Annotated in this window: 17 protein-coding genes; 3 read left to right on the forward strand and 14 right to left on the reverse strand. The window is 45.1% G+C overall.

Features of this window, described 5'->3' with window-relative positions; translation table 11 throughout:
- The first annotated feature begins 83 nt into the window (after positions 1–83).
- A complete protein-coding gene (locus R1T43_RS17765) occupies positions 84–2,270 on the forward strand; it encodes a response regulator (protein ID WP_317350685.1) in 2,187 nt (728 codons plus the stop codon).
- A gap of 95 nt (positions 2,271–2,365) precedes the next feature.
- Here the strand turns inward: R1T43_RS17765 and R1T43_RS17770 are convergent, their stop codons facing one another.
- From R1T43_RS17770 to rppH, 7 genes are read right to left on the reverse strand one after another with little or no spacing between them, the layout of a single operon-like run.
- On the reverse strand, positions 2,366–3,325 hold the full coding sequence (locus R1T43_RS17770) for a diguanylate cyclase (RefSeq protein ID WP_317350687.1): 960 nt from the start codon (positions 3,323–3,325) through the stop codon (positions 2,366–2,368).
- Positions 3,325–4,350 (reverse strand): response regulator, encoded by a 1,026-nt coding sequence (locus tag R1T43_RS17775; RefSeq protein ID WP_317350690.1) that lies wholly within the window; start codon positions 4,348–4,350, stop codon positions 3,325–3,327. Before R1T43_RS17775 ends, R1T43_RS17770 begins: the two co-directional genes overlap by 1 nt.
- 9 nt (positions 4,351–4,359) lie before the next feature.
- Positions 4,360–5,193, reverse strand: coding sequence for a thymidylate synthase (locus R1T43_RS17780; RefSeq protein ID WP_057794082.1), 834 nt, complete (start codon positions 5,191–5,193; stop codon positions 4,360–4,362).
- Positions 5,194–5,205: 12 nt separating this feature from the next.
- A complete protein-coding gene (gene lgt, locus R1T43_RS17785; RefSeq protein WP_211069992.1) occupies positions 5,206–6,009 on the reverse strand; it encodes a prolipoprotein diacylglyceryl transferase in 804 nt (267 codons plus the stop codon).
- A 4-nt stretch (positions 6,010–6,013) separates the two neighbouring features.
- Complete coding sequence (locus R1T43_RS17790) at positions 6,014–6,820, reverse strand: sulfite exporter TauE/SafE family protein (RefSeq protein ID WP_211069993.1); 807 nt, start codon at positions 6,818–6,820, stop codon at positions 6,014–6,016.
- Positions 6,821–6,879: 59 nt separating this feature from the next.
- Complete coding sequence (gene ptsP, locus R1T43_RS17795; protein ID WP_041452591.1) at positions 6,880–9,171, reverse strand: phosphoenolpyruvate--protein phosphotransferase; 2,292 nt, start codon at positions 9,169–9,171, stop codon at positions 6,880–6,882.
- 56 nt (positions 9,172–9,227) lie between these two features.
- Positions 9,228–9,770, reverse strand: a complete 543-nt coding sequence (gene rppH, locus R1T43_RS17800) for an RNA pyrophosphohydrolase (RefSeq protein WP_041453052.1) — start codon at positions 9,768–9,770, stop codon at positions 9,228–9,230.
- Positions 9,771–9,886: 116 nt separating this feature from the next.
- Between rppH and mutH the strand changes: the two genes are divergently transcribed.
- Positions 9,887–10,561, forward strand: a complete 675-nt coding sequence (gene mutH / locus R1T43_RS17805) for a DNA mismatch repair endonuclease MutH (protein ID WP_211069994.1) — start codon at positions 9,887–9,889, stop codon at positions 10,559–10,561.
- Positions 10,562–10,610: 49 nt separating this feature from the next.
- Here the strand turns inward: mutH and R1T43_RS17810 are convergent, their stop codons facing one another.
- Together R1T43_RS17810 and R1T43_RS17815 are read right to left on the reverse strand one after the other, a co-directional pair.
- The gene (locus tag R1T43_RS17810; protein WP_317350698.1) at positions 10,611–11,696 is read right to left on the reverse strand and encodes a DNA mismatch repair protein; all 1,086 of its coding nucleotides are present in this window, start codon (positions 11,694–11,696) and stop codon (positions 10,611–10,613) included.
- Positions 11,697–11,732: 36 nt separating this feature from the next.
- Positions 11,733–13,238, reverse strand: a complete 1,506-nt coding sequence (locus tag R1T43_RS17815) for a CYTH domain-containing protein (protein WP_317350700.1) — start codon at positions 13,236–13,238, stop codon at positions 11,733–11,735.
- A 177-nt stretch (positions 13,239–13,415) separates the two neighbouring features.
- Between R1T43_RS17815 and R1T43_RS17820 the strand changes: the two genes are divergently transcribed.
- Positions 13,416–14,018, forward strand: a complete 603-nt coding sequence (locus R1T43_RS17820; RefSeq protein WP_231517836.1) for a TIGR04211 family SH3 domain-containing protein — start codon at positions 13,416–13,418, stop codon at positions 14,016–14,018.
- 96 nt (positions 14,019–14,114) lie between these two features.
- Here R1T43_RS17820 and R1T43_RS17825 read toward each other — a convergent pair whose 3' ends face one another.
- Genes R1T43_RS17825 through R1T43_RS17845 form a run of 5 tightly spaced genes read right to left on the reverse strand, consistent with a single transcriptional unit; the run spans position 14,115 to position 22,017 of the window.
- Positions 14,115–15,464, reverse strand: coding sequence for a HAMP domain-containing sensor histidine kinase (locus R1T43_RS17825; RefSeq protein ID WP_317350703.1), 1,350 nt, complete (start codon positions 15,462–15,464; stop codon positions 14,115–14,117).
- Between the two features lies 1 nt (position 15,465).
- Positions 15,466–16,137, reverse strand: coding sequence for a response regulator transcription factor (locus tag R1T43_RS17830; RefSeq protein WP_211069999.1), 672 nt, complete (start codon positions 16,135–16,137; stop codon positions 15,466–15,468).
- A gap of 15 nt (positions 16,138–16,152) precedes the next feature.
- A complete protein-coding gene (locus R1T43_RS17835; protein WP_317350705.1) occupies positions 16,153–19,284 on the reverse strand; it encodes an efflux RND transporter permease subunit in 3,132 nt (1,043 codons plus the stop codon).
- Positions 19,277–20,647, reverse strand: a complete 1,371-nt coding sequence (locus R1T43_RS17840) for an efflux RND transporter periplasmic adaptor subunit (protein WP_317350707.1) — start codon at positions 20,645–20,647, stop codon at positions 19,277–19,279. The genes R1T43_RS17835 and R1T43_RS17840 overlap by 8 nt, the downstream gene beginning before the upstream one ends.
- On the reverse strand, positions 20,644–22,017 hold the full coding sequence (locus tag R1T43_RS17845) for a TolC family protein (protein WP_317350709.1): 1,374 nt from the start codon (positions 22,015–22,017) through the stop codon (positions 20,644–20,646). Before R1T43_RS17845 ends, R1T43_RS17840 begins: the two co-directional genes overlap by 4 nt.
- Positions 22,018–22,212 lie beyond the last annotated feature (195 nt).

Consider the following 22,212-nt stretch of genomic DNA (forward strand, 5'->3'; position numbering starts at 1 on the left):
CCCAATGGCTAAGTGAAAAATCAGTAACGGCTAAGAAAAAACCAAGAATAGGCCAATAGTAGGCGTAGTAGCATGGAGTCGCTATGAGCAAGAATGAAGTACCATTAAACGAAGCAACGCATCGGAATTTATACATCGCGACAGGGTTTGCCGTAGTAATATTGTGTTTTTTCGCCTACCTATACCACTTTTTACACACCCACTATACGTTGTCGCAATCGCTAAATGCGAGCAACTCACTGCATCATGCACTCATTGAAATAGAAAACCGTATTGAGACACTTGCTAAGCCACAACCTTCAGATGAAATAGCCACTATCCAGAGGGAGTTAATGCCCCTTGCCGTTGAAGCAAAGTATCACTTTCAACATGCTTTTTTAACTGACGATGCGCATTTCGATGACTTTAATACCCAGGCACTCAGTTTAGATGCCTATATCAGCGAACAACAAAGAAGCACTTCACTTTCACTTCCCGAGCAGGTTAAAGTTACTTTGTATTTGCTCCGTACGATTGTTGATTTACCCCCTAGTGAAGTAGCGGGTTATCTATCCCCCCCGCTTCAGCTTTCGCCACTTATTAGAGATATTCGGCTTCAAGAACAAATTACCTTAAATCGGTTAAGCCACAGTGCTCAAAACCTCAAAGTAAGCTTGTTTGTGATTACCGCCTTGTTAGCACTTTCTCTTATGGCGCTGTGGCTATATGTTTTCTCAAAAATTAACCAAAATAGAACTCGTCTGCTTAAGAAAGAAGCGCATACCTCTTCGAAACATCAAGAATCTGAAGGCTTACTTGAGAATGAAAAGCGCGACTTCCTGAACTTAATGAGCCACGAGTTTAGAGGGCCAATTAGTGCCATTATTACTGCACTAGAACTTATTCCTAACATGAAGCAGCAGCAAGGAAAGCTTATTCAACAAGCGGAACAATCATGCTACCGGCTATTGAACTTAACCAATAACTTGCTCGATATTTTATCGATTGGTAGCGAACAAGATAAACACATTGGCCGGGTTGACCTTATCAGTTTGCTCGACGAATGTATTGCCCCTTACTCCGTTCAGGTTAGAGGGAAAAAAGTCGAATTTACGATGCATTGCAACCATAGCGTTCCCCACTTTATTGAAGGGGATGCCACAAACTTATCTAAAGTCATCCGCAACACGTTAGACAATGCCGTTAAGTTCACACCCAATGGCATTATTGATGTAAATGTCACCACCTTGGTGAAAAACAAAAAGGTTTGCTTGGTCATAAAAGTGAGAGACTCAGGACTCGGCATTGCAGATGACATAAAGCCTAAAATTTTTGAACGCTTTTTTCGTGGCGAACAGCCGCTAGATCATCGGTTTCCAGGTGCTGGTATCGGGCTTACCGTAGTGCAAAAAAGCATTGATCAACTAGGTGGAAGCCTCTCGTTTACCAGCCAAGAGGGCATTGGTACTGAATTTGTTGCCAATATTCCTATTACGCCTTTATCCGATATCGAAACACCCAAAATTAATACTAGCACTGCGCGCTTCGCTATTGTTGATGATTTAGAAATTTCTCGACTGCATATACAAAACATTATTACTAGCGAAGGGTTTTCCGCCCGTTGTTTTGCTTCAGGTTCAGACCTACTAAGCTTGCATGATGAGTTACTACAATACACCGCCATTTTCGCCGACCTCTACATGCCTGGCATCGATGGTTTAGAGCTTACACGAACACTGCATGCTATTTACGGAAAACGTACACCACCTATTGTGGTGTTATCGGCTACACCAGATATTGCCAATGTTATTGCAAACAGTCAGCTTGAAGTATGGCAATCGTTTGTTAAGCCGGTTGATAAAAACCGTATTGTGGATACACTCCATCATTTGGCGCAACCGAACAAATCAGCTTACCAAACAGTGAATCATGCCAAAGTGTTGGTGGTAGAAGATGAGCCTATCAATGCCCAAATGCTGGAAAACATGCTGATATGCATGGGTCACTCACCTAAAACTGTCACCACTGGCAACGATGCCATCATTCAAGCCAGTGAAGAGTCTTACGACGCTATTTTGTTAGATATTAATTTACCTGATATTAGCGGATTAGAGGTGGCAAAAATTATTAAAGAGAAAAAGCCAAACATTCCCATCGTTGCCATTACGGCTAACGCACATAAAGACGACAGAAAAGCCTCTGAACTTGCTGGTATTCGCTACCACTTAGTTAAACCTGTTACCTTTCAAGAGTTGAAAAATACCTTAGGATTAACTCTGTTGAAGTTATAGAGAGTAAACGCAGAGTTGGTGTAATAAGCGCACTACCAACTCTGTTTGAAGCTACCGAAAAAGACTATGCATGTAGTTGCATTGCAAATAGTTGCTTACACTCCGGCTAGCGCGCTAATACAGTATTTGTTCCGCCCACTTTCTTTAGCTTCGTAAAGCGCTTGGTCGGCTTTTTCAAGCCAAGCCATAGAGCTTTTACTATGAGGGTCGAATTCAGCTAAACCCAAACTCACCGTAAAAGTAATTTCTTCACCATCGTGCTCTACCACCAAACGTTCCGCTAAACGACGAATACGCTCAGCCACTATAACGGCCTTTTCAACGGGTGAGTCGGTAAGAATAACGGCAAATTCTTCGCCGCCATATCGACCTGCTAAATCAGTTTCCCGGACGCAGCGCGTGATAAGAGCGGACAGCATCTGAATCACTTTATCGCCTGCTTGGTGACCATAAGTATCGTTCACTTTTTTAAAGTGATCGATGTCTAACATCATTGCGGTACTCGCCTTTTCTTGGCGCTTGGCTAACTTATAAGATTGCTCAAAACGCTCCTGCCAGTATCGACGATTAAACAGCCCCGTTAAGCCATCAATTCGGCTGGCTGTTTTTAGCTCTTCATTCAGCCTTTCCATACCAATTTTGCTAAGTGCTTGGTCTGTTACGTCATAAACGACGATACAGAACTTCTCAACATCACCGGTTTCAGAAATTAGTGGAAACATGGTCACGTTCTGATACATGAAACTGGCTTGGCAGGTAATAGGTCTATTGCCGCCAAATTTAAATAAGTATTGGCGCTGTTCCCAAATAATAAATACTGGGCTTTTTAAGTTAAAGACCGGTCCTGATTTAAGCCTCAGCCAATTTTCATCAATCTCTGAAAAATGGGTAAATAAGGAGGTACCTTTAATATCGTGGGGTAGAATTGAAGAGTGGTTCTCCATGAATTTATTCCACGCTTCCACTACGAAATCTCGGTTTAGTACAACAATACCCACTTCGATGGAGTCGAGCAGTTCAGCGGGTAAATTTCCACCTGCAGCCAGTGAAATCATTATGAAGCCTCCTTTTCTACATCCACTAAACGCCCATAAATATGGTTCATCGCTTCATCGGGAAACAGGAGTAATAAATCGAATGCAATATCTCTGGCTTTAATGGCGTAACCAATTTCGATTGCCATTACCTTGCCCCACTTCTTAACATTGTCGTTAAGTAACGCAGCTAGCCCTTGATGTCGACCGAGTAATACAGGAAGCGTATGACTAAATGACACGTTTAGTTGTTCAGACAGTCCATTTAGGCATGCACCGATTAAAATATTCGACACATCCATTAATGCTTCAAGCTCTAAGCTGCCCGTAGACTGATGGGCATTATATTTTAGTAACTCAACAATGTTTTGCGAATTAGTATCGTTGAAGATAACCAGCGCTTCACCGCGAATTCCAGCACTGACAAAACCTTTCGACACTGCTGAAACACAGTCGTTGCGATTTATCTCGGCGATGGCCATCGACAGTTCATTACTTTCTAGCAAATTAACATTGGGAATAGGCAGGTCGACAAACTCGCCCATAAGTTGTGCTAGGCTTTCACCAGCTCGGCCCATAGCGATATTCACCATTTCTCGATAAGCATCTAGCTTATCGTCCAACGATGATGCATCGGTGTCTCTTGCAACCGCTTCTCGCTGTATTGCTGTAGAAACGCCACTATAGATACCGTAAGAAGATAGAATGTTAGTGAGCTTTTCGTTATCAATAGGTTTACGAATAAAATCGATAGCACCTAAAGCCAACATTCGATCTCGCGCTTGTGCTTGTACATCCCCTGACACCACGATAACTAAGCAAGGTAAGTCTTCTTTGCGAATGGCTTCCATGGTTTCATAGCCGTCCATGACGGGCATATTCAGGTCAAGAAAGACCACATCGCCTTTACCAGCACGGATAACCTCAAGGGCTTCTTGTCCATTACCGGCAAATGAAATCTCTACGTCCCAACTATCTGGGATACTGCGCGCCATCTGACGTCGCGCAAAGCCTGAATCATCACATATAAGAATAGGTGTAGACACAAAACCTCCTTATATTGCGACGGGTGCTTTTATGTGAGGGTGAGACTGGTAGCCTTTAAGCGTAAAGTCCTCAAATGAAAAATCAAAAATGTCTTTCACGCTTTCGTTTAATTCCATAACGGGCGGCGCAAAAGGCTCTCGGCTTAATTGCAGGTCAACTTGCTCTAGATGATTACTGTATAAATGCGCATCACCCAATGTCAGAATGAAATCACCCGGCGCTAGGTCACATACTTGGGCGATCATCATAGTGAGTAAGGCATAGCTAGCAATATTAAAAGGAATACCTAAGAAAATATCACCGCTGCGCTGATATAGCTGACAACTCAATTTGCCATCAAGCACATAGAATTGAAACATGGTATGACACGGTGGCAATGCTTGCTTACCCATACTCGCATTTTCACTTGGCGAATATTGTGTATCTGGCAATACAGACGGATTCCATGCACTGACAATAAGACGGCGAGAATCTGGATTGGTCTTGATTTGGTCAATCACATCGGCTATCTGATCGATAGTTGTACCATCGCCATTGTCCCAACTGCGCCACTGCTTACCGTAGACAGGGCCTAATTCGCCCTCTTCTGTTGCCCAACCATCCCAAATGCTCACGCCATTTTCTTTCAAATAAGCGATGTTACTTTCGCCTTTCAAGAACCATAGCAGCTCGTGAATAATAGATTTAAGGTGGCATTTTTTAGTGGTAACTAACGGAAAGCCTTGTTGTAAATCAAACCGCATTTGATAGCCAAATACACTTAACGTACCGGTTCCAGTGCGGTCTTCCTTTTTTACACCTGTATCACGTACATGGCGCATCAATGCGAGATATTCTTTCATCTTTCTTCTTATTTATTGTTTAATTTGTTGCTGTTGGCGGGTGTAGGCGCGCACTAATAGCCCTATGCCTAATGCAATCATAGGTAAACATAATAGCTGCCCTTGGCTTAGCCCCATTTGGTATAAACCAATGTGAGCATCTGGCTCTCTAAAGTACTCCACGATAAAACGGAAACTCCCATAGCCAAGTAAAAAGACACCACTTACCGCGCCAACCGGTCGAGGTTTAGCAGAATAAAGCCATAAAATAACAAACAATAATACGCCTTCCAAGGCAAATTCATATAACTGGGAAGGATGGCGAGGCACATTACCGGCACTTGGGAAAATGATTGCCCAAGGCACATCAGTGGTACGGCCCCATAATTCAGCGTTAAGGAAGTTTCCAATGCGTCCTGCGCCCAAGCCAATGGGCACTAAGGGAGCCACGAAATCACCTAAACGTAAAAACGTGGTTTTCATTCGCTTAGCCTGCCACATTAAGGCCACTAATACGCCAACAAGTCCGCCATGGAACGACATACCTCCGGCCCATATTTTAAACAGGTAGAGGGGATTTTCTAGAAACATGCCAAACTGATAGAAGAACACATAGCCAATGCGACCACCTAAAATCACACCAACAAAGCTCCAGAACAATAAATCACTTAGTTGATCTCGCGTCCATTCAGTACGAGACAAACGCTTCTGCGCTAGCAAATATGCGGCAATAAAACCAACGAGGTACATCATGCCGTACCAACGGACACTTAATGGCCCGAGGCTAAAAATAATAGGGTCTATACTGGGAAAAACCAAATAACTGCTTTCAGCCATACGCTTAATTAATTCCTACAAACATTTTGATACTTACCAACACTAACAAACACGCTAGCATTGCTTTTAAAACTCGAGTATTAACCCGCTGGCCCAGCTTTGCGCCAATACCTGCGGTAAATATTGATGTGGTGACAATACCTGCTGTGGCGGGCAAATATACGTAACCTAAACTCCACTGTGGCATACCTGCTTGCTGCCACCCTGCAGCAACAAAACTGGCGGTGCCAAATATTGCGATTAACAAGCCACTAAATGCCGCGCAACCAATCGCCAATCTTATATTAATTCTGAACCAGACTAAGGCTGGCACTAACAAAGCGCCACCACCAATACCCATCAGAGCGCTAATTAAACCTGTGCCACAACCTACGCAACTTAGCACCCATGGTGACGCTTCGCTGTCTGATGTTTTCTGCTTACCGAATATCATTTGTGCGGCAATAATAATAACCAGAACCGCAAAGATATCTTTTAATAGCGCACCGGAAATATGACTGGCAATTTGCGCCCCTAAGATAGCACCTATTGCTATACCAAACCCAGTATAAAGCACTGTTGGTTTATGGATATTACCTAAGCGATAGTGTGCGAACGCAGACGACATGCCCGTAAAAATAATGGTAGAAAGTGAGGTAGCTATGGCCACCGGCATCACAGTCTCAACGGTCATACCAGCAAAGTGAATCAGTAAGTAGGAGAGTACAGGAACGATGATAAGACCACCACCTATACCTAACATTCCTGCTAATAACCCGACGATCACGCCAAGGACTAAGCAGCTCACAAAAATGATGGTTAACGGTTCCATTCAAAATCCTTTATCACACAGCAGAATCTAGCATTTACACTGCTAGCGCCATGCCTATTTTACGCACCCGCCCGTATTAACCCACCTAAGCCTTTTGTCTCTAAATATTCGTTTAAATGACCGAATACTTGTTCATGGCTTTGCGACGTTAACGCGAGAGAAAGAAGCTGTTTGCTTTCCGCCAGCGAAACCTTACGAATAAGCCAATTAATTTTTCGAATATTGAACGCATTCATACTTAAACGACGATACCCCATGCCCATTAATAAAATAGCACCTGCCGGTTCACCGGCAATCTCGCCGCAGATGGTCACAGGGATTTGGTTCTCGTTTGATTGCTGCACAATGTCGTAGAGTGCAGCTAATACCGCTGGATGGTAGCTGTTGTACAGCCCTGCCACACGGGTGTTGTTTCTGTCTACCGCCAACAAGTATTGGGTTAAATCGTTACTGCCCACCGAGAAGAAATCTACGTGTTTCGCAAGCTGCGGCAGTTGATACAATACCGAGGGTACTTCTAACATGATACCTAACTTAGGTCGCTGAAGTACTTCACCCGACTCACAAACCTCGTCACATATCTCAAAGTAGGCTTGGTTAACTAAGCGCTTGGCTTCTTGCACTTCTGCCACCGTAGATATCATGGGTAGCATAATGCGTAGGTTTTTAAGCCCAATACTGGCTCTTAGCATGGCCCGTACTTGTACCAAGAATATCTCAGGGTGATCGAGTGTTAATCGTATGCCCCGCCACCCTAAGAACGGGTTCTCTTCATTGATGGGAAAATAGGGTAGTGGCTTATCGCCCCCCACATCAAGGGTACGCATGGTAATCGGCAAATCGGGTGCCGACTCTAAGATTTGGCGATAAAGCTCGACTTGCTCTTGCTCAGAAGGAAAACGCTCCCGTAGCATAAAGGGAATTTCAGTACGGTACAGACCAATACCCGAGCCAATATGGCCAGCATTAAGCTCGGCTTCAGCAGACAAACCCGCATTGATATATAGCGACATGCGACAGCCATCTACGCTTTCACAAGGCTGCCCGGCTTCGGCGTCTATGCGCTCGGTTATTGCCGACTCTTCTTCAATAAGCTGAATAAATTCAGTTTTAATGTTCCGCTCGGGGGAAACAATTACCTCACCTGCATAACCATCGAGTAAAAGCTCTTTACCCTCAAGCAGTGCAGGAGACACATTCTGACACCCCATCACCGCAGGCACCCCCATTGCCCTTGCTAGAATAGCGGCATGAGAGTTGTTCGACCCACGGATAGAGATGATGCCTTTGAGCTTTTCTCTTGGAAACTCTGCCAGCATGGTTGCCGATACTTCATCGGCCACCAAAATACTGTCTTCGGTGGCGAGTTTTTCGACCAGCTTTTGTCCTTGGCCTTCGGTAAGAATATTAGCCAGAATACGGTCTGAAAGGTCGACGATATCGATGGCACGCTCTTGCATGTAAGGGTCGTCCATCGCGCGAAAACGTGCGGCGTAATTTTCGACTACCATCTTAAGTGACGACGCAGCATCCCACCCTTGCCTAATTTTCTCTTCTACCTCGCGGCCTAAACTATTGGCATCAAGCAAATGGTGATAAAGCTGAAAGATGGATTTAACGTCATCAGGAATATCGTCATCTAAACTTTTCGATAATCCATCTACGTGTTGGCGCGTGACTTCCACGCCTTTGCGGTAGGTTTGGATTTCGTCGTTTGGATTTTTACTGCGTTTAACAACCCAGTTTTTTAAATTAAGTGACTTATCAGGGGAAAAGCCTTTACCGATAGCTAAGCCGGGCGAACCCGCAATACCAGAGACATTTTTTTGCAGTGCAATACTGTTCACATTGGCGGTATTGTTTAGTGCCCCGCGCATGTCAGCATTGGTAATTTCAAGCGCAAGCTGTGCTGCTAAGGTAACTAAGAAAGCTTCTTCGTCTTCACTGAAGCGGCGCATTTCGCTTTGCTGCAGGGTAATTACCCCCAACACTTTACGCTGGTGAATAATGGGCGTACCCAAAAAAGCGTTGTAGTTTTCTTCTTTAACTTCAGGATAGTGTTTGAATCGAGGATGATGCTGGGCGTTAACAATGTTGAGCGGTTCTTCACGCTGACCGACTAAGCCAATTAAGCCTTCAGAAAAGCCAATATGAACTTGCTCTACTGCATCAGGGTGCAGACCGTCGGTAGCCTTTAAAATAAAGGTTTGTTTCTCGTAATCGGCTAGATATATGGAGCATGAGTCGACATCTAGCGTTTGTTTAACGCGAGATGCCAGGCGAAACAAGGCAGTATCTAGCGCAGGAATTTGATTCATTTCCTGCACGATACGTTTAAGCGTGGTTAACATTGCGCCTTTGTGACCCTGAGTGTCCAATCGCTACTCCCTATACTTTGCTCGTTCGCCTAGCCTCGCCTGCGCTTTTTACCGCGCTTTTGCGACGACGTATTATGGCGCTGTTGTGGACGCTGTTGAGCAGCCATTACAACAGGGGAAAATTCCTTCATAACCCGACGGTAGACGTCTCGCTTGAACGACACGACATTTCTAATTGGATACCAATAGCTCACCCAACGCCAATCATCAAATTCTGGGTGCCCTGTTTTCAATACATTCACGTCCCGCTCATTACAGTCAAGCTGCAGCAGGAACCACTTTTGTTTTTGGCCTATACAGACCGGATTACTTCCCTGACGAATTAATCGCTTAGGAAGCTTATATCTAAGCCAGTTACGTGTAACACTTAAAATGGTGACATCTTTCGGTGTCAGTCCCACTTCTTCGTGCAGCTCGCGGTACATAGCTTGTTCGGCAGATTCCCCTTCATCAATTCCGCCTTGAGGGAACTGCCATGAATGTTGACCATAACGCCTTGCCCAAAATATTTGACCCATTTTGTTGCAAATCACTATGCCCACATTCGCACGGAATCCATCGGCATCTATCACATAGACTCCCGGGCACACTATACTTTTATATCTCTGCATTCTTCCATAATATATACACCATTCAAAGCATTAATCGAAATTCATGCTTTCCTTATAGAAAATTACTGAGCTGAACTATGCGTCCACCCGAGTCTCCACCTGAAAATTCAACTGCGTTATTAGCACGCTGTGACGCCATTGCGGGCTTAACCTTGGGAGAATTAGCCCACATGGCTGACGTTGCCATACCAGAAAATTTACAGCGTCATAAAGGCTGGCCAGGTATGTTGATTGAACGTTGGTTAGGGGCCAGTGCCGGATCTAAACCTCAGCAAGACTTCCCAGAGCTGGGTATTGAACTTAAAACTATTCCCATCGATGCCAATTTTATGCCCCTTGAAACCACCTATGTTTGCTATGCCCCCTTGTTGATGCAGCCAGGGTTAACGTGGGAAACAAGCAATGTACGCAACAAAATTCAACAAGTGCTGTGGTTACCTATTGAGGGAGACAGGCGCATTCCATTGGCGCAGCGCAGAGTCGCCAGTGCGTTTTATTGGCAGCCGAGTGCACTAGAAGATGCGATATTAAAACAAGACTGGGAAGAGCTTACAGAGCAAATACTGACAGGGCATGTAGAATCAATCACTTCTCGACAAGGCGAGGCGTTGCACCTTCGCCCTAAGGCTGCCAGCGGCAAAGTATTAACTGATGCCTTAGGTCCGCAAGGCGAGCGAATCAAAACGCGCCCTCGTGGGTTCTACTTGCGTAAAACCTTTACCCAGCAGGTGCTTTATAACGCGTTTAGCTAACTTTACGTTTAGCATGGTGATGTCGGTTGGATAAATAGAGGCTGTTAAACTAGCGTGTCTCTTGAGAGCTGCGGAAATGCTTTACCAACACATCGCCTAAAAACTTTTCAGAATTAAGACCTAAGCGTTTTGCCACTTTCGCTATTTTGGCATCACTTCGCAGCAGTACATTTTTGGCGTAGTCCAGCCGGTACTGATACACAAAGCCGCGAAAGTTTTTCTTAAGTTCTAAGTGCAAGGCAATCGCTAACGTGGTGGGTTCGACTCCTGCCTCATCGCTAAAGTCTTTCAATGTTAGCCCAAGCTTCTTGTAGTTTTTACCATCAATCATGGTGCGCTTAGCTTGACCAATGACCGCTCGCAATTCAGCTGGCTTTACCGCGCCTTCATCCAGCCGCTCGTAATCTAAAGGCGACGGTGACGTTACCCTAGGAAAAGTAAGGCTAAATAGCACCACAAGCAGAGAAACGCCGAGGGCCGTATGATGTAGGCTTTCCCAAAAAGGCACGGTAAAAAAGCCAAAGGTGGCAGCAGTCACCAGCAAAATACTGGCAAACGCCACAACAACCGTATTTGCCATGACGCTGGCAAGTCTTGGTACGCGAAACTCTTGAACATCAACCGCCTGTTCGGGTAAATGCCTATGATACATTTGAATGTGTTCAGTGATGAGAATACCAATGAGCAACACGCAGAACCCCGTTGTTAACGAGGCTAAATAAGCTGGCCATAGCATTAATGGCTCGCCACTCGGAGAGGCTTCTAGCCACAATAGCTTGTCTTCGGTGGGGATAAGCAAAATAGTTAATTGCAGCACGGCCATTACCCAAAAAGGCACCCACAATCGAGAACGTTTAGACGGGTAAGCTAATAACATGGGTTTAACCATTCTATAGCTACACGTCATTAGCAGTACCGCAAATACGTCTGACAACCCATACAGAGGCGCCAGTTGGGTTAACTGCCATAACCGCATCCACTCATCTAACATGAAAACAGGCCAGCACAGAATGGCAGCCGCTAGCCAACGCCCTTGAGGTATGCGCTGACGATAATAAACAAACCTGGCTACCACAATAAAATAGAAAAACAGCGCCGCATAAAGGGCGTAGTCATACACTATATCTGCTTTCACCTTACTACATCCTTGTTCGCGATTTACTTGGCAACATTACCAGTAAATATCTCGTTCTAATGCCACAGCGCGGGTTCGCTCCATCACTTTTACGAGCACGGTCAGCTTGCTGCTTGTCCACTTGCTAAGTTCGTCTTGCGTTTCTAATTCGGAATCTTGTACGGCTTGGCGAAGCATTAACAGCGCATTGAGTTCCTCAATACCGGTTAACAAATCTAACCAAGGCGCTCTAAAGTTACCCCGCTCTTCTAAAAACAAATCCCCAAGTAGAAAACCGCTCCACAAAGTTTGTCGAAGTACTACCTCTACTAAGGTGTAGTTGGCGGGGCCCATGGCTTTATTGGCTGGCATACTTTGCTGCACCGTTTGCCATCCCTGAGATAACCACCCTTTGGCATGATCTAAAACCAGCAAATCATACCCTGTGGCTTCTCTACGCCATGGTTTTGCGTTAATTAAGTCGATAGCTTGCAGTTTAATATCGGTCGCCATGCTGTCGAAAAATAAACTGGCGGGGTCATGGGCGTGCAACAGCCCTGCTTTACGCCCCTGCAAATAACTGACAATAGCAGGGTGTTTGCTTAAGGTTTTGTGAAACAGGCTCTTTTTAGATAATAAATACCGTAAGCTTTGTAGATCGTCTTGCCAGGCCCATTGCTGCGCATAAGCTATGAGCTTTTTATGTAACGCAAGCATTTCTGGGCATTGTAGTACGGGTAAATACAAAGACACGCTTTGTAACAGCAAGCGCACACTCTTGGCCACTTCTGCTAGGGTTTTAATAGAGGCACTTTCAATAAACACATGCTCATGGTGCTGCCAATGAGCTAAAGCCAATTGAAGTGCACTTGAAAAGGCTTCTTCGGTAGACGATTTTGGATTTAGCGGCAAAAAGTCTGGCAAGGGTTTTACTTTGGCGTTAAAACCGTGCAGAAGCTGATACCCTTGCGCCGCTTTAGACACATCACTTAGCCTCACATCCATGCAACTGTTAATGTGAGTGGCCAATATAAATAGGCTATCTAGATCGCCGCTTTGAAGCTCAAGTTCAATCTCATTAATCGGTGAACTCGCTTTATCAGTGGCGGCTTCACCACAATCAAGTACTACCTCTACGCGACTCTTCTCTACCTCTACAATATAAGCATGGCGAGTAAAGTGGGTACTAAATTGCTTTTCCAATTTGCTGTTCATGCTGGAAATATTCCAGCTAGAAGGCCACACTGAGGTATCAAACAGGGTTAAGTCGGGTTCAGGTGCATTGAGATCAATGTTGTATTCTGCACGCTGATGTAACCCACCACTGACTTTCCCATTAGTTTTTAAGGTTTGCTCGTAGCTGCCATTATTGCCGCGTACACGAAAACCCATCTTACTTTCTTGAAAATCGTGATTTACCGTATCGTAATAATCGTTTTCAAGCCGAAGTTCGGTGTGGGAAATGAGGATGATATTATTTTTTTCGAAAAGAGGGAGTACGCGGTCTTTAAATGCTTGATGCGCACCATCTTGAGTAACAAATTTTAGTTCAATTTCAGACATATTTGCGCAGTGGCACACGTGATAATGATGCAACCTTACCTGTGTCCAAACTAATTCGCAATGACACTGTTAACTGGTTGCGATGAAATTAACCAGTAGACAAAAGTGGAACAAACTTGCCTTTATCGCGGTCAACCAATACCATCTCCATGTTTTAGACGAGTATTTGGACTACCTATGATTCGAAAGTGGTTAGCAGTTGCCCTTTTTGCATGCTCTTGCCAAGCGCTGGCTCTTCAAGAGAGCGATACGCTAGAAGCGTCGTCGTCGCACTATATTCGCGATGATTTATTTATCTTTTTACACACGGGCCCAGGCCGAAACTACCGTATTCTAGGGTCTGTAGAGGCAGGCACACCGATTACTGTGCTAGACCGTGATGCTGATGCAGAGTTCACGCAAGTGACCGATGATGAAGGTCGTAAGGGGTGGGTTGAATCAAAGTATGTGACTACAGAGATGTCACAAGCTGAAAAACTACCTATGTTAAGTGAGCAGTTAGCACAAAGCCAAACCAGCTTACAAACTACCCAACGCGAGAATGCGAACCTGCGCCAGCAGCTTAATGATGCGCGCCAGCAAATTACGCAACTCACAACGGATACTGAACAACAAAGCAACGATATTAAACGCTTAAGTGCGCAAGTAGAAAGTGCAGATAAAGATGAACTGGTCACCTGGTTCACCCGTGGCGGCATTGTTGCCGGCGCAGGTATTTTATTGGGCGTACTTCTGACTTATATGCCGAAAAAGCGTAATCGCAGTAAAGAGTGGATGTAATTACCGATACTGTTGTATCGATAAGGTAAAATTGTCGATGTTAAAAAAAGCGGCTTGTTAGCCGCTTTTTTTATATCTAGGTATATAAAATGGCTCTCACGACTGCACTTCGGTATCTTCAGGTTCATTAAGAGTAAGTGTAACGTGATAACCATTTACGACCGCACCGGCCTGGAACTGCCATCCCAACCGTTCTGTTAATTTAGTAATTAGCTTAAGTCCCAACCCGTAACCATTATCCTCAACGTTAGATAGTGACGAAGCCTCTGCGTCATTCTCGTTTAGGTTCTGGCTGTATTTTAACTCATGGTTCTCGATGGTTAAGGTAGTGTCATTTAGTGAAATAGACACTACACCACTGTCGGTATGTTGAAAGGCATTTCGGATAACATTTCCAATAATTATTCTACTCGCCGTGTCGGGCAGATACAGTGTCGTACTTAGCACATTCACATCGACGGTGACGGTTTTTCCTTTTAATAAGTATCTCAAGTCATCACAAAGTTGATCAACCATGGTAGCAATGTCCACGGGATGATGAGGCAAAGGTTGACTGTCTTCGCGTGCTAACCACAATAAAGTTTCGGTTAAATCGGTCATTGTTTTAGAGGCGTTATCAATCCGCATTAAGGCATTTGTTCCTTTACTGCCAATTGTATGTGATTGATGTTGTAGTTGCTCTTTTTCTAAAACACGCTGTAGCAATTCCGTGCTGCTTCGAATAACCGCAATGGGAGTACGCAACTCATGACTGGCGTGATTAACAAAAGTACGCTCTCGCTCTAGGGTTTGTTTCACGCTTTGCAGGCTGTTGTGTATCAGTGACGCAAGCGCGTTGAGCTCTTTGTAGCGAAACCTTGGGATAGGTGCATCAAGTTGCTTTTCATCTAGCGCCGCCGCCCAATCCTGAAGCATTTCTACGGGCTTGGTCACGCTTCGCATGATAAGCAACAATACGATTGCGAACACGCCCAGTGCACCTACTCCAATAATGATACTTACCAGTTCATGGCTTAACCACACCGGCCGACGACCACGTCCTTTGGGCTCGCCAAACACTTGAGAAATATACCTTACCTCGCCGCTTTCAAGTGGCACCATCACCAAAAATCGTGCGGCGTATGGGCGCGTAAAAAACCAATCACGCTTTAAATCTTTAACTAAAACAAAAGGTATAAGCTCATCTTGCTTGAATGACGCAAGAATTTCTTCTGGTTGTTGGTCAAATTCGGTACTGATGTAGAAATTCAAAACACGCTGTGGCGACTTACCAACTAATTCGGTGTTGCTTGCCATCCTTACCATGGTACCGCGTAACATACCGTCCATACCTTGAAAAAAGCGTTCAGAGGAAAACATTGAAAACAAGGTAATCAGCACACTCCCCACGGCAAGCAAGGTCCACAACACATAGCGACGTAAACTCAGGTGTAAGCCTTTAACCATATCAGCCGTCCTCAGTGAGGTAAAAACCACTGTTTGGCTTACTTAGCACCGAAATAGAGGCATTCACCTGTTCTAAACTTTTTCGTAAATGATGCATGTGCACTTTAAGCACATTACTTTCCGGCGCGCTATCTTTCCAAGCTGCTTCAATAAGCCGTTCTCGGCTAACCACTTCCCCTTTGGCTAACAACAGTTTTTTAAGCAGTGCATAGGTGATAGGGCTAAGTTTAATAAGGTTGCCATTTGCATGAGCCTCTTGCGTATTCATGTTAAGTGTCACATTACCCATAGCGGTTTGATTTACCTGCGCAGATCGCCGACCTGCTAGAGCAGTTACCCTTGCGACGAGTTCAGCCATGGCAAAAGGCTTAATTAAATAATCGTCAGCGCCTTTTTTAAAACCAGTGAGCTTATCTTCAAGCTGGTCACGCGCTGTCAGCATAATAACCGGCGTGTCGTTACCATCGTTGCGCATACGCTCGCAAACGCTAAAACCATCTAAACGCGGCAAGTTGATATCAAGCACGAGTACGTCGTATTGATACTGATTAATGAATTGCAACGCAGCCACCCCATTGCTGGCGTGATCGCACTGCATATCCTCTAACTCCAAGTAGTCTAGGACGTTGCCAGCCAATCCAATATCATCTTCAACTAACAACACCCGATTCATTGTTTTCACCTAAGTTTAACCCGTCACTTGCATGGCAGCGTCTTTGGTTTTCTTGCCTAGCTTCGCTACATCTTCATAAATTAACAGCAATGCCGGAATTAATACTAGTGTAATGGCGGTAGCAAACAAAATTCCATAGCCTAACGATGCTGCTGCAGGTATTAAAAACTGTGCTTGAATAGAGGTTTCGCCCAATATGGGATACAGACCTAAAAAGGTCGTTATTGAGGTCAGCAAAACGGCGCGAAGGCGGCTAGAACATGCCTCTACTACCGCTTCTTGCACACGCATACCCGCTTCTTTTAACGCATTGTATCGCGATACCAGCAATAAGCTATCATTCACCACTACACCGCTTAATGCCAAAATTCCGTTTAGTGACAGTATGCTCAGCATCAAGCCATTACTCCAATGTCCTAACACCGCGCCAACAATACCAAACGGAATAGCCGTCATAATAATAAGCGGCTGAATGTAAGACTTAAGCGGAATAGCAAGCAAGGCATAAATAGAGATGAGCGCCAATATAAACACACTTTCCATTGAGCTTTGTGTTTCTTCTTGCTGCTCTGCTTCACCGGCAAAATGTAACGACAAATCTTGATATTGACGAGACAAAGTAGGGACAAAACTTTCGTTTAAGAGGTTGACTAATTCGGTAGCGGTTATCACATCGCTATCTACTGATGCACTAACGGTTAACGCCCTAAGCCCGTCTATACGTACCACCTGCTTTTGTTGCACATCAGGGGTCATGGTCGCAATTACACTTAATGGGACAACCGTGCCATCGTCTAAACGAACCCGCGTATTCATAACATCAGAGGGGTCCATGCGGTCTTCTTCAGGATAACGCACACGCACTTTCACTTCATTTTTGTTGCGTAAATAGCGCTGTACTATTTCACCGCCAAAGGCTTTTAATAACTGTTGCGATAAACTTTGTGTGTCCATGCCCATGGCACGGCCTTCTGGGGTCAGTTCGAAGCGCATCATGGCTTCACCAGGGGTGAGAGAGCTTTCAACACCAAATACCCCATCAATGTCAGCCAGCGCTTCTTGGAAGGCCATATTGGCAGCGGTAAGTGTTGCATCATCAATGCTTTTCAACTCTACTTTAAACGCATCCACCATTTCGCGACGGGCTTGAATTTTTAGTTTTTTCACGGCTTCTAAATTGCCACTTAGTGCAGTCCAGCGTGCTGCCAATTCGTCAAGGGTGTATGGCTGAGCCTCGGCCAATGAAATAATAATAGTGCCACTTTGATCGCCATTAGCCGTCACTTGCAGGCTTTTTAAACCGCTCTCATCAGCGCCCTTTTCTTCCACTAGCTGCTTATCTGCCTCTAGCGCGGCATTTTCTAAACGCAATAAATTACGTTCGGTTTGACCAAAACTTGCATCGCTAAAAAGCGCCATATTGGCCGATACGGTATCCCCTTGCATGCTAGGGAAAAATCCGACTCGCACTACACCGGTAAGCGGCAAACTCATGACCACAATAAACAGTGTTATAAATAACAATACCGCGGCATAGCGATACGCAATTGTCGCACTCAACGCAGGCTGATAGAGCTTCTCATTAAACCAATTTAGTCCTCTATCGGCACCGTTTTGTACTTTGCCCCACCACCCAGCAATGCCTTTTTTAGGTGTTTTCTTCGTCGGTAAATGGGCTAAGTGCGACGGTAAAATTAATTTAGATTCCACGACCGACAATAAAAGGCAAAGGGTGACGATAGTACCAAACTGCGAATAAAGCGTGCCTAAGCCGCCTGATACGTTCGACAAGGCGAAAAAGGTTGCTACCGTGGTCAGTACCCCAAAGATGGTAGGCACAGCCACTTTACGTGTGCCTTCAATAGTATTGGCTAAGGTGTCGCCGTACCGTTGCCGAGTGGAATACACACTCTCACCCACCACGACTGCATCATCCACCACAATACCTAACGCCATAATAAAGCCGAAGGTTGTCATTTCGTTTAACGTCATGCCGGTGTAAGAGTCGGTCATGAAATACAGCGTGCCAAAGAAAATAAACGGCAAACCTGCCGCTACCCAAAACGCGACCCGCAGATTAAGAAATATCGCTAGGGTAATAAACACCAGCACAATACCCATTAGGGCGTTACTGGTAAGTAAGTCTAAGCGTTCAGTAATAAGCGTGCTTCTGTCATACCAGGTTTCAAGCTCTACACCTTCGGGAAGCACACCTCTTTCATGCCAGTCATCTACCACGGCATGCGCTTGTACCACCATGTCGGTGACATCACCGTATTTGTCCATTAATATTTGTAAGCCATACCCATTTTGGCCATTGTATCTAGCCAATGAGTAGCTATCGTCGGCGAACGTGTCGGTTACTTCAGCAACATCACCCACCGTTAACACTGCACCACCTGCACTAGTAACAAGGGGAATTTTGGCAAAGTCTGCAGCATAATAAGCTTGCTCAGACGCTTTTAAGCGAATGACTTTTTCTTCGTTACGTAAACTGGTGGTTAATGCTGTAGATGATTCTTCGTTAATACGAGAAGCAACATCAGATAAGGTTAAACCGTAAGCTTGCAGCTTCGCCTCATCAATTTCTATCGACATCATGGGGTCGACAAAACTTCCCGCTTTTACATCACGAATGTCGTCTTTGGCTAACAAGTCACGCTCTAATTGCTCGCCTAAATACTGTAGCTGTGCATGCGTTGCATCACCGTAAAGCTGTACCCAAATCACATGCTCTTCACGGGTGGCCTTATCGATAATGGCGTTTTCGGCGTCAGAAGGTAAATTTGATATGCTATCGACTTCTGTTTTTACATCATTAAACAGTACATCTAAGTCGTAATTGGTTTCTTTTTCTACCTGAACACTGGCGCCGTTCGAGTTAGACGTTGAAGTAATACGCTTGATACCTGGGACCGCTTCCAAGGCGTTTTCAATTTTAATCGCAATGCCTTCTTCGGCTTGCTCTGCATCACCACTATCATAAACCATAGAGATAGTGACAAACCTTGGCTCCATACTGGGAAAGGCTTCTTTTCTAATATCGCCGTATGACACCATACCAAGCACGATAAGACCGACCATCAACAAGTTTGCTGCCACTGAATTTTGCGCAAACCATGCAATTATGCCTTTGTGACTATTCATCGGCGCTTTCCTCAACAACAGGCGTTACTGGGGTGTTCACAAGGTAATTGCTAAGTGGACGTGCCACAATTTGTGCCTGCGTGCTGCCAACTAGCGGTTCAATGTAAGCGTATCCTTCATACTCAAACAATACGGTCGGGGTAAATTTATTCAGTACATTTCTTTCTGGCTCAACAAACCATACTTCTTGCTTTTGCGATATGGCTGACGACGGGACTTTCCATACGTTATCTAGCGCTCTACCCTCAATATCAGCGACTAAGAATGTACCGAAATACAGTGGACTCGCTAGGGTTAACGGATTCTCAACTACCGCAATAGCTCTACGTTGACGCGTATCTTCATCTTGATGAAGCTCAATTCGTTCGATACTGGCTTGCCATTGATGGGCACCTGTTGTGTCGATTAGCGTGACCTTCCAACCGGGCTTTTCACCCACTGTCGCATCTGGCAGTTGCGCCCATTGGCTGGGTGAAAGTGGAATAGATATTTCGGCTAAATTAGCAGAATACAAGCTGGCAACTTCTGTCCCCACCTGTACATAACTTCCTGGCTGAATGCTGCGGCTGACTACTAGCGCATCAAAAGGTGCAGTTATGTTAGTAAACGCTAAATCACGCTTTGCTGCTTTTACATTTTGCTGTGCTTCGCGCAGCGCTGCTTGAGCTGATTTTAGCTGTGGTGCACGTAGCACTAATTCAGATTCAGGTTCACCGGATAAGCCTGAACGTATCCATTCATCTTGCGCTTGTACCCCCTGAAGGCGCTCTTCTTCAAGTGCCACATAGGCCGCTTCATACGTCGCTTCGGCTGACGCTAATGCTTGTTGATAATCGGTATCGTCTACATAGGCCAACACCTCCCCTTGCGACAACAACGCTCCGGTCTCAAATTGTGATGACAACCGTGTAATTTGACCACTCACTTGCGCTGATAAGGTCAATACATGAGTGGCGCTGGCTTGCCCATAGCCTTTTACCTTTGCGTGATAGCTAGCTGGCGTGACATTAACCACACCCACTTCTGCAATATCTACTGCACTGCTGCGACTCGATACAGTTTGCTGAGCTTGAAGAGTATTCTGCGAACCTTTCGCTGGCCTTTCACTTTCGCCTTGATTTTCAAGACGCGCAGTTGTGCGATCACCCGTAGGTGCGCCGCCCTCTCGGTTAGCAGTCTTAGTGCGCTCGCCACCACGCTCTTCACTTTGAACAACTTGGCCACCACCACCATATCTTGGGCCCTTACCGCGTTTTCCACCTATGCTAGGGCCCTCATCGCCCATTTGACTCATGGTAAAAACGACAGCAATAACAATGGTCATTGCTGCTGCGAAGGTAACGATAACTTTTTTCTTATTCATTGTGATACTCCAAGGCCTAGGGCAAGGCCTAAATCAATACGATTACTTAGCTGAGAATATTGAAGCTCGACGCGCTGCGCCTGCAAATTGAAAGTGGTGTCGTAAACTGACAACAAATCTAAAATATCTACCAATCCTTGGCGGTATTGGCCGGAAAAAGTATCCGCACTACTTAGCGCTTTCTGATAGGCAATATCGATGTAGTGCTGACGTTGTGTAAACGCTTTCTCGTTATCCAAAGCATCTTGTACTTCTTGAACACTGTTTAAGAGTGTTTCACGGTATTGCCACCAGCTATTTAACGCGGTTAACTCGGCATCATCAATTTGTGCTCTTAGTGCGCCGCCTTGGAACAAAGGAGCGGTAATTTGACCCAATAAGCTCCACAACGGATTTGTTAATAACGACTGAGACGGTGTAGTGCCATTGTCGGTGAGAGCAGCAGATAGGCTAATGCTGGGCAACAACGCTTTATAAGCCACTTTCACGTTCGCTTCACTGGCCTTTATATTGTAATACGCGGCTTGTAAATCTGGACGTCGGGCAAGATCTTGTTCTGGTAAGTTGATTAAAGGCTCCAGCACTTCTGGAAACTCAGTCACTGAAGGGAAATCAGACAAGTACTGATCTTGACGGCCTAGCAAGACCGCCAAAGTGCGCTTTGCGGTACTTATACTGTTTTCATAAAGCGCGATTGAGGCTCGGGTTGTTGCGCTGCTAGTTTGCGCATTGTCTAAGTCATCTAACGTACCTAACCCAGTGCGATAGCGTGTTAAAATAATACCTTCACTATTTTCGTAAACGCTTAAGCGCTCATGTTCAATGGCAAGAAGTTGTTGCTGGGTAATAATATCTAAGTAGCTTCGAATAACACTGGCCACTAACGCATCACGGGATGACTGGTAAGCGGCGCGAGCGCTGGATGCATCAAAACTGGCGGCCGTTACGCTATCACTGATTTTTTGCCACAGGTCTAACTCCCAACTGACGGTAACGCCTGCCGAGTAATTTTCATCACTGTTTTCGGTTTTACTTCCTGAAAAATTTGCATCCACATTAAGGTTATCTGCAGCCTCTGCCGAAGCAATGGCGACCTGCGCTTTTCGCAGTGTAATCAGGGTTTGTTGCAAGTTGGCGTTGTTTTTAAGTGCTTCATCAATGTAACTTTGTAACCCCTCCACAGCAACTAAATCGGTTAATGCCGTGGCTGAAACAGCTTCATCTGATTGTGCTTGCCAGATTATGCCGTCTCCCGTCATCTCAGAAGCCGTCTCGCTTAACGAAGGGTCTTGGTGACTAGCACAAGCGCTCAACCCCGTGAGTACAATTGCCATAAGTGGTATGAATGAAGTTTTACGTAACCCGATCATTGAAATTCGATTATTGCCTACCATGAATTTAGCATGTCATAACGAGGGTTAAGGCAGGGTTAACGGTCTTAATTTTGTTTGAATTGTTTTATCGCGCGCAAATAAGCGAATCCCTAATGCACTATGAAACAACATAAAAAAAGCCAGTCACAAGGACTGGCTTTTCAGCGTTACCGATTACTATAAGGCAAGTTA

It is taken from the genome of Alteromonas sp. CI.11.F.A3, from assembly GCF_032925565.1.
Lineage (GTDB): Bacteria > Pseudomonadota > Gammaproteobacteria > Enterobacterales > Alteromonadaceae > Alteromonas.

Coding starts and splice junctions, on each gene's coding strand:
- R1T43_RS17765 (WP_317350685.1), top strand. CDS start 84: ATGAGCAAGAATGAAGTACCATTAAACGAAGCAACGCATCGGAATTTA.
- R1T43_RS17770 (WP_317350687.1), bottom strand. CDS start 3,325: ATGATTTCACTGGCTGCAGGTGGAAATTTACCCGCTGAACTGCTCGAC.
- R1T43_RS17780 (WP_057794082.1), bottom strand. CDS start 5,193: ATGAAAGAATATCTCGCATTGATGCGCCATGTACGTGATACAGGTGTA.
- lgt (WP_211069992.1), bottom strand. CDS start 6,009: ATGGCTGAAAGCAGTTATTTGGTTTTTCCCAGTATAGACCCTATTATT.
- R1T43_RS17790 (WP_211069993.1), bottom strand. CDS start 6,820: ATGGAACCGTTAACCATCATTTTTGTGAGCTGCTTAGTCCTTGGCGTG.
- ptsP (WP_041452591.1), bottom strand. CDS start 9,171: ATGTTAACCACGCTTAAACGTATCGTGCAGGAAATGAATCAAATTCCT.
- mutH (WP_211069994.1), top strand. CDS start 9,887: ATGCGTCCACCCGAGTCTCCACCTGAAAATTCAACTGCGTTATTAGCA.
- R1T43_RS17815 (WP_317350700.1), bottom strand. CDS start 13,238: ATGTCTGAAATTGAACTAAAATTTGTTACTCAAGATGGTGCGCATCAA.
- R1T43_RS17820 (WP_231517836.1), top strand. CDS start 13,416: ATGATTCGAAAGTGGTTAGCAGTTGCCCTTTTTGCATGCTCTTGCCAA.
- R1T43_RS17825 (WP_317350703.1), bottom strand. CDS start 15,464: ATGGTTAAAGGCTTACACCTGAGTTTACGTCGCTATGTGTTGTGGACC.
- R1T43_RS17830 (WP_211069999.1), bottom strand. CDS start 16,137: ATGAATCGGGTGTTGTTAGTTGAAGATGATATTGGATTGGCTGGCAAC.
- R1T43_RS17835 (WP_317350705.1), bottom strand. CDS start 19,284: ATGAATAGTCACAAAGGCATAATTGCATGGTTTGCGCAAAATTCAGTG.
- R1T43_RS17840 (WP_317350707.1), bottom strand. CDS start 20,647: ATGAATAAGAAAAAAGTTATCGTTACCTTCGCAGCAGCAATGACCATT.
- R1T43_RS17845 (WP_317350709.1), bottom strand. CDS start 22,017: ATGATCGGGTTACGTAAAACTTCATTCATACCACTTATGGCAATTGTA.